The sequence below is a fragment of the Quyinboa ferrireducens genome (assembly GCF_042436675.1).
Classification (GTDB): domain Bacteria; phylum Bacteroidota; class Bacteroidia; order Bacteroidales; family UBA5342; genus JBHJHP01.
Genome location: NZ_JBHMVA010000028.1, coordinates 1 through 8,339, shown reverse-complemented (window position 1 = coordinate 8,339; position 8,339 = coordinate 1). Strand labels below are relative to the sequence as shown.

9 protein-coding genes are annotated in these 8,339 nt (G+C 32.0%); all 9 read left to right on the top strand.

Annotated features, from left to right (window positions below; genetic code table 11):
* The coding region (locus tag ACE01N_RS19845) for a hypothetical protein (RefSeq protein WP_380592717.1) at nt 1-213 on the top strand (213 nt) is incomplete at its 5' end.
* A gap of 1 nt (nt 214) precedes the next feature.
* Nucleotides 215-826, top strand: a complete 612-nt coding sequence (locus ACE01N_RS19840) for a hypothetical protein (RefSeq protein ID WP_380592715.1) — start codon at nt 215-217, stop codon at nt 824-826.
* A gap of 30 nt (nt 827-856) precedes the next feature.
* Nucleotides 857-1,483, top strand: a complete 627-nt coding sequence (locus tag ACE01N_RS19835; protein ID WP_380592713.1) for a hypothetical protein — start codon at nt 857-859, stop codon at nt 1,481-1,483.
* A gap of 220 nt (nt 1,484-1,703) precedes the next feature.
* A complete protein-coding gene (locus ACE01N_RS19830) occupies nt 1,704-2,237 on the top strand; it encodes a hypothetical protein (protein ID WP_380592711.1) in 534 nt (177 codons plus the stop codon).
* Nucleotides 2,238-2,408: 171 nt separating this feature from the next.
* Nucleotides 2,409-3,029 (top strand): hypothetical protein, encoded by a 621-nt coding sequence (locus ACE01N_RS19825; RefSeq protein WP_380592709.1) that lies wholly within the window; start codon nt 2,409-2,411, stop codon nt 3,027-3,029.
* Nucleotides 3,030-3,213: 184 nt separating this feature from the next.
* Nucleotides 3,214-3,837 (top strand): hypothetical protein, encoded by a 624-nt coding sequence (locus ACE01N_RS19820; RefSeq protein ID WP_380592708.1) that lies wholly within the window; start codon nt 3,214-3,216, stop codon nt 3,835-3,837.
* Between the two features lie 160 nt (nt 3,838-3,997).
* Nucleotides 3,998-5,482, top strand: coding sequence for a hypothetical protein (locus tag ACE01N_RS19815; protein ID WP_380592707.1), 1,485 nt, complete (start codon nt 3,998-4,000; stop codon nt 5,480-5,482).
* A gap of 640 nt (nt 5,483-6,122) precedes the next feature.
* Nucleotides 6,123-6,995, top strand: a complete 873-nt coding sequence (locus ACE01N_RS19810; protein ID WP_380592705.1) for a DUF6602 domain-containing protein — start codon at nt 6,123-6,125, stop codon at nt 6,993-6,995.
* Nucleotides 6,992-8,071, top strand: coding sequence for a nucleoid-associated protein (locus ACE01N_RS19805; RefSeq protein ID WP_380592703.1), 1,080 nt, complete (start codon nt 6,992-6,994; stop codon nt 8,069-8,071). The genes ACE01N_RS19810 and ACE01N_RS19805 overlap by 4 nt, the downstream gene beginning before the upstream one ends.
* Nucleotides 8,072-8,339: the final 268 nt, after the last annotated feature.

Sequence of the window (8,339 nt, the reverse complement as noted above, 5' to 3'; positions counted from 1 at the left end):
GCCGGAGTGTTTAATTTGTGGAGCATCAATTTAAAGAGCACCCGTGAGAGAACAAAAGAAGGCACTATTTACAACACACGGTCATACTGCATGGCAGTACTTTTAAACAAAATAATTCAACGTTTGCGGGCTGTCTCTTTTGTCCTGACAGTTCCTATCCTACCGGAAAGAAACTGCCACGACAGCATACCGCGGGAACGTTGGCAACAATAATATGAGACATTCTGCATACATATTAGCAATTTTGATTATCAGCTATTCATGTAAAAATAGTGCTGATAAACAGGTGAATAATGAAATTCTAACTGATTCTCTTGATTCAAAAACAGAGATAAATACTAATACTGCATCTGAAACAACGCAAGCGATTTCGAAGGATACAATTTCAATTCGAGAGTTTGCCCAATTGATACTAGATGATAAGGTAAAACCATCTGACAATGAAGAAACTTTTAAATGTCTTGAAAAATTAATGTCTGATGACAAAAAAGAACGAGAGTATTATTTTCAAGTATATCGGAAAATTTCTCGACAAGCAGATGGGGCATTGTCTGAAGTACTTGGTGGATACATAAAAACATTTTTTGAGTTAAATCCTGATTTTTGCTTAAGTCAATACATGGATTTTGATAACATTGAAAAAAATATCATGATTGATAATATTGCATTTGAATTCTATGCCTCTGGAATTGACTATGAAAATGATATTGATAGCTATTTTCAGCGTACAACAAAAAGATTGCAATCTAATTCAAAAGAGTATAAAAACACTTTGTCAGAGATTAAAACCAAAGTATCTGATAAAGTTGCAGAGATAAATGATTAAGACTAGAGAAAAGAATACTAAACAACGACCATGAAAGCATTAAAAACCATATTCTTAGGATTGTTTATTCATATTTCTATTATTGGTTATGGCAAACAAGGAAATCCAAAGGATCTTGGAATCGGTATGATATTCGCAATTGATGCATTCGAACTTCTCGAAAATGGTATTCCTCAAAATCTATTCTACTCAGATATTAACTTTAAAAATAACATTACAAATCCTGAATTCATAAAACCATTTCTTGATAAACCGGATTATGCTTTGTTTCATTTCATATGTTTGGAGAGACATACAAAATACTACAAGATTTTAATAAATGATACACTTGAAGCTTTCGTTGAATCAGGAAAAGGATTTAAGTATTTGACGTGGGAAGAAGTAATTAAAGAATCACTTGGTTTTATAAGACTAAATCGAGATGAGAATCCAATACATATTGATTCAAATAGCGAAAGTGATACGATAGACTATACCTGCGATGCTGATGATTTTCGTGCAGTTGATTTTAAAACAATAGACAATGAATTTTGGGTGAAAATAGAATTTTCGAATACATGTAAATCGGATTGTGCGGAAATCTATGATAAAAAAAATGGTTGGATTCGATGGAGAGAAGACAAAAAATTATTAATAAAAATGTTCTTTCTGTGCTAATTACTGTTGCCAACACGCAGTCATAGTGCATGCGGTTTTGTTTTAACATGCAAACCCACATTCCGTATGCCGTCGTTTTCGGCTTGACAGTCTACACTTCATGTGACAGTCAACCGCACGACACCATACCGCGGGAACGTTGTATGGCATTAGAGCCAACAGCTATAGTGCTCCAATTACTCATGAGCAAATTGATAAAAGATTAACGCAAATAATAAACTTGATAAGATTTAAACAAATAATATATTTAGTTCTGATTTCAATTTCAACTGCAAGTTGGAGTCAAGATAATAAAGAACTGATAAGGCAATACGATGCATATGTAAAGTCAATAAATGAGGATTCAACTTTAATCATGATAGACTTTGATGGAAATAAATATTTAAATCCAGAGCTTAAGAAACTTGGGAAACAAGAATTATATGGATTCTATAAAAATGGACAGCTTGTTAAGATTAGAGCGAGACGAGATATTGGTTCTGCGCACGGAGAAAAACTTTATTATCTACGAAATGATTCATTGATTTTTGTTCATAATATTTCAGAATTTCAAAAATATGATTACAACACGATGAGTTTAAGCCCGGATGAACTTGAAATAGGTTCGGAAGGATTTAATTACTTTAAGAACGACAAGATAATTTATTATAAAAGGACTGGATTTGATTTTGCAAATGAGAATCTGACCGACGAACAGAGAGAAAAAAATTACACAAGGGACATATACCAATTAAAACAGATTATGAAGAAATAACGCCATACAACAAGCGGTCATAGTGCATGGCAGTACTTTTAATAAAAAAATATCAACATTCGCGCAAAGTTCCCTTTGTCCTGACAGTTCCTTTCACGTCTGAAAGAAACTGCCACGACACCATACCGCGGGACCGTTGTATGGCATTATAAAAATGACCTTGACTATTAAATGAGAACTTATCCTGAAAATATTGAACAACTCGAAAAGAAACATGATATTAGATTTCCCGTTTCAGAAAAAGTGCTGATTTTAATATCCAAAAATATTATTTTGAGACATGATTTAGCTTTCCTTTTTCTTAAAAACAGAATTCTTGAATTATTAAAAGAAAAGAATATTACAAACATTAGTCTTGATTCTCCATTTGAAATTCTGATAGGCAATAGAAATCAAAAAAGAAATTTTAATGCTTTGAAAGAAGTAATCCCTTTCAGTTTAGGGCAACTTGAAAGATCTATAATTTTTAGTTTATTACTTTTCATTATATTCATATTTCCTTTGATAGCCTTTATTATTTACGCTTCAGAAGATAAGACTATGCTTGCATTCTCCTTTGCACATCCTGGATATTTAGCTATTCTACTCTCTATTTCATCTTTGCTTGTTTGGGGTTTGAGTTTTGTTTTAGGAAAATTTTTCAAGAACAAAAAGCTCCCTATGGATTATAGAGATTTAACCATTAATGAATTTATAAGTAAAATAATTAGCAAAAACAGACAGAATATTAAAGATGAATTTGTAAAAATATTTAAAACTGAAATCGAGACGTTAAATGCAGAAAAAAAATAACGCCATACAACACGCGGTGCATAGTGCATGCGGTTTTATTTTAATCTGCAAAACCTTTTTCCGTATGCCGTCGTTTTCGGCTTGACAGTCTCCACTTCGTGGGACAATCAACCGCACGACACCATACCGCGGGAACGTTAGTGGCAAGGGTGACAGAGTAAATTGTTTTTAATCAAACTTTAACATGAAGATAATAATTGGATTACTGTTAATTTTGAATGTATTTCAAGGGAAATCTCAAACCTTTAGATACTTACATATAAATGGAGAGGTTATGTCTAAGAATTATATTCCTCTTAAAAATATTAAAATTGAGATAGCGGATTTTGATATTATAACGGAAACTGACTTGAATGGCCAATTTAATTTGAATCTTCCAGTAGGTAGTGTTATTGTATTTAAAATTGATACAATTCGTGATTATTTTATTTCGTTAAGTGATTTTTCGTCATGTGAATCCATCGAGCAAATGAATGTATCTTTTATAATAAACTCTAAGAATAAAGAAAAATTAGATAAAGTCAAACCCAGATATGATAAAGTAAGAGTTGATTCTTATAAATCGTTAGTAGAATATTCTATTGCACCATATTTAATAGCTGATTTTAATTGTGATATAGAAGATCTTACTCAGCTATATATCGATAAGTATTTAGAACAAGATATAGGCATAAAGTTTATGATGAATGGTCAAGAATTCTTTGATGAAAATTATTATGATACTCTTTCTTTTAACCAAAATGCTACTCATGTAATGATTTATCAGTTCATTCCAACTGAAAGAATATTTTTATTTACAGATAACTAACCCCAGCCACTAACAGGCGGTAAAAAACATTGCGCGGAAAGTGCTAAATTTGAGCAAAATAACATTTAATAAACGGTCTTGTACCGGGATAGTAACGTGCTCCGAAGTGCGCAACGACTTCTTACCGCCAGACCGTTAGCAACAATGTTAAAAAACAAGCATGTATAGAATATATCTTGATTGGAATACTTTCTCATATCTGAAAAACTTGATTAGAAATAAAGAAAAATCAGATATTGTTGATTTGGTAGAAAATAACCAATCAGAATTTCTATTTCTATACTCGCCTGCTCATATTCAGGATTTAATTAAAGGCGCCGATAATCCAGAAAATTTAGAATATATAAAAACTGACCTAGATTTTATAGATAAATTAAGTAGGCAACATTGTATCCAGGTTGATTTATTAGATAAAAGCAAAGTAAAGCCTTTCATTGGCAGTTCTCACATACTTTTTGAGAGTTTGGTTAAAAACGAATACGACGATTTTTTTAATCCTTTAAATCTTGAAAAATCAGATAATCCGTTATTACCGAATTTTGGAAAAACTATAACAGAGACTTGGAAAAAGACCCCCATCGATTTAAAATTTATATCCGATGCTGACAAATATGAAGGTGCTAGAGAATTCTACGACAAATATTTTAAGCGAACACAAGCAGAGAATAACATGTATAACATGATGCTTGACTTTTCAGACTTTTATAAAGAGTTAAAACAAAACCCAGACATTTACAATTCTCTTGGAGAACTTTTAAGAACACAATTAAACTTGCAACCAAGGGAAGTTTCGAACTTCGAAAACCCTATTGACGAACTAAATAAAATATTTAAGAACTCTATTTACAATATGGATTTTGAACAACTTAGTTCAATTAACTTAGATGAAACAAACAATTACATAAATAGTCACTTTGCCAAATATGCAGTAGAATACGGTAATCTAGACATGTCTGGTTTTCATCCCGACAAGCTAAATAAGAAGAATTTATATACCAACTTCACAAACGACAGTCATCACTCTTTTTATGCAGGATTTTGCGATTGTTTAGTATCACTTGACAAAAAAATACTGTACAAATCAGCAGCCTTATATCAGAAATACAAAATTGAAACTAAAACATTTACTCCGCAAGAATTCTACGACTATTACTCAAAATTGATAAATAGTGACTCAAATATTTCCGATGTAATTAAAACTATTACAAACACAATTAATAATAATCTGATAACCGAAATTAAAGAACACGACTTTGAGGATGCTAGGTTATTCTTATTCAAACCAGAAAACAAAATTCTTTCTTATTTCAACTTTCTTTATGTTGCTTTCCACAAAGAGGAAAGACAAACAATATTCTTAAGACAGGTACATAAAAATTTTTCATACTTCAATTTTTACATTGAATGGGAAAATTTAATTAACAAATGTGCGGCGGTATTTGGGGATGATTTAAATGGTAAAAGTGTTTTTGAAGCCGATGAAAAAGAATTGGTTAATAAGGACGAGTGGACAGGTAGAATTTGGATAACCTCAGATTTTATTATAGAACTTGTTTTTGATAAACTAACATATGGCTTAGAATTAATATTTGAACAAATAACAAATGACTATTTGAATAAATTAAAGAAAAAACACAGTTGCTAACACGTGGTATAAGGCATGGCTGGGTTTGTGCGGATTCGACAAGTCGAATCTCGTCCCAACCTTCGTTTCGGTCGGACTGGTCAGACTCTCGTCTGACCGCCACGACCTCATACCACCACCGTTGTATGTAATACCGGGATTAGTAGTTTGATTATTTTAAAACTGGCTTCCACCCTCTTTCGGCTGAAGCGGGGAACGTTCTTTTTAAAATTGGATCATCGTTTGATTTAAACCACGTGTCGGGTGGAATCTCAGTCTACACAACTTTGAAGATTCGTAGTTTGACGCAATATCGTTTGGGGTTGATGCAATATCGTAAAGTTTTGATTTACATTATCCGGTCGTGGGTGGCTGAATCTCATTTGATTTGCTGAAGTGTTTAATTTGTGAAGCATCAATTTAAAGAGCACCCGTGAGAGAACAAAAGAAGGTACTACATACAACACGCGGTCATACTGCATGGCAGTACTTTTAACCAAAATATTTCAACGTTCGCGGTTAGCCTCTTTTGTCCTGACAGTTCCTTTCCCGTCGGAAAGAAACTGCCACGACACCATACCGCGGGAACGTTGTGTGTTATTAAAAAGAGCATCCGTAACATTTATTGAAATTTATTAATTTGCAAGAAAAAGAATTGTAAATGGAATTGAAACCTTTTAAAAAGCTACCGATTGAAAAGTATTTTCAACATGATTTGGAAAAAATCATGATGGCATTTAGGTTATCTGATTCCATTCGGACTGACTTAAGCAACATTAGAGCTGCTGGTGATGAAGTTGAGTTGGCTGTTAAGGATTTTTTTGCAGACAAACTGTATCCAAGATACCATGTTTGTGATGGACATCTTGTTGATTGTAATCTTAAAGTGAGTCCTCAATATGACATTATAATTTCAGAAAATTCAAAAAATCCCGTTTTATTTAATTTAGCGGATAAATCACAACTTGTTTATTTCGATTCATCTTATTGTTTCGGAGAGGTAAAACGTTCCTTCTACGACAAAAAAATATTAGAGGCTTTTTCTACTAATATTGCGAGAACAAAAAAAGAGCTTGAAAGAAAAGATATTGCTCCGAATTTTATAGAAACTTCAAATTCAGGTTTTCTTGTTGAAGAACCATTAACCAATCTTCCTAAAAGGAACCCGTTGTTAACCTTCTTGTTTTTTATTGATACAAGAGCTTGTGAAATTAGTGATTTAGGAAATTTCCTAAATAAAACAGATAATAGTTGTGTCCCAAACTTCATTGTGTTGCTTGATACTGGCATCTTAATTAATGTCGATACTACTGCTTTTAATAACGGGAAAATTAAGATTAACCTATATCCTGAATTTGTGAGTGAAGAAAGTATGTGGGTATTATTTGAGATAGATGATGAGCAATCCGTTTTAATATATCAATACATGTTAATATTGGAGCATTTAAATAGTTCAATTGTAGCACCTCCAAACCTTCGAGATTACACCAAAAATATTTTTGATTTTTCCTTATCCAATTTCCATAAAATATGAATTTAGCAGAATTAGAAATTAAAAGTTTTTCGAGACTTATTGCTCACGAAATTCACCCAAAGACAAAAAAAGAAGATGCTTACGCAAAAACATCATCAACTTATTTAAAATTTGATGATAGAGATACAGAAATTCTTACCAATAGATTAGTTGAAGCGTTAACAAACACAACAAAGACATTTAAGCTTGAATTTGAAGACCAATCCGAGGATAGCATTTATTCCTTTTTACAGAAATATGAGGACATAGATGATGATTCATTTATTGAGTATTCAAAAACTTTCGCAGAAGATTTAGCTAACGCTCATTTTAGATTAAAAATACCAGGTGGATTTTGTTTGATTGGAGAAGGTGTAACTAACAATGATGAAAATTTCTTTTTCGTAATAAAAGCAGAACTTCAAGAAGTCTTTAATATTAAAGAGAATGAGCTTCATGTTATTGAGAATGTTTTTCTCTCTCCTGCAAAAGATTTTTATAAAATTGGATTTTTCTTAAAACGTGGTAAATCATTTATTCCTTTTATGTATGATGATTTGTTCAATTTGCAGAAAAAGGATTTGACAGAATATTTTTATGGAAAATTCCTTGGATTGACAACAGACAGGAATGATAAGCTAAAATCAAAAAATTTCTATGAAGATACAAAAGGTTTCATTGAACACTTTGTAAACAATTTAAAAGACAGATTAGGGCTATTAAAAGCTTTGGATGTTTTATATCGTGAGGAAACAAGTGGTATAATCTCTCCAAAAGATTTTTCAAATAAATATTTGGAAGGTAAACTTAAAACCCATTTTGAACAAACCATTATTCAACAAAAATATCCTCATTCGTTTACTAAAGACACATCATTACTGACTAATAAGCTAAAGTTGCAAAGGGTCTCAATTCCATTATCATATTCTCTTGCTTTAGTCGGGACACAAGAAAAAATGGATTCAGTTGATGTGGTTGAAGAACCAAATGCAGAATTCTTGAATGATTTGGGGGTAGAGATTAATAATGGGACTATTGATAAAATAGTGATATTAAGACAGAAAATTGAGGTTGAAAGTAGTGATGGAGAAGAATAACAACACACAACACGGTATATACAAAATGGGCGGGATTGTGCTAAAATCAAGGGCAGTAGCCCGCTTCAGCATCGTAACGGTTTGATAGGTTTAAAGCCCGCAATCGCCCACATTTGCATATACTTATCCGTTGTGCGCAACTTTAAAAAAATGGAATATGAAAAACTTTATGCTTGTATTAATATTAATACCCCAAATAAATACCCTATTTGGACAAGATTTTAAATTAAAGAAAAAAAGTGAGAATAAAAGAGAGGGTAAAGCTCAG

What these genes read in the sequence shown, in the direction of transcription:
- ACE01N_RS19840 (WP_380592715.1), top strand. Translation starts at nt 215, where the DNA reads ATGAGACATTCTGCATACATATTAGCAATTTTGATTATCAGCTATTCA.
- ACE01N_RS19835 (WP_380592713.1), top strand. Translation starts at nt 857, where the DNA reads ATGAAAGCATTAAAAACCATATTCTTAGGATTGTTTATTCATATTTCT.
- ACE01N_RS19825 (WP_380592709.1), top strand. Translation starts at nt 2,409, where the DNA reads ATGAGAACTTATCCTGAAAATATTGAACAACTCGAAAAGAAACATGAT.
- ACE01N_RS19820 (WP_380592708.1), top strand. Translation starts at nt 3,214, where the DNA reads ATGAAGATAATAATTGGATTACTGTTAATTTTGAATGTATTTCAAGGG.
- ACE01N_RS19815 (WP_380592707.1), top strand. Translation starts at nt 3,998, where the DNA reads ATGTATAGAATATATCTTGATTGGAATACTTTCTCATATCTGAAAAAC.
- ACE01N_RS19810 (WP_380592705.1), top strand. Translation starts at nt 6,123, where the DNA reads ATGGAATTGAAACCTTTTAAAAAGCTACCGATTGAAAAGTATTTTCAA.
- ACE01N_RS19805 (WP_380592703.1), top strand. Translation starts at nt 6,992, where the DNA reads ATGAATTTAGCAGAATTAGAAATTAAAAGTTTTTCGAGACTTATTGCT.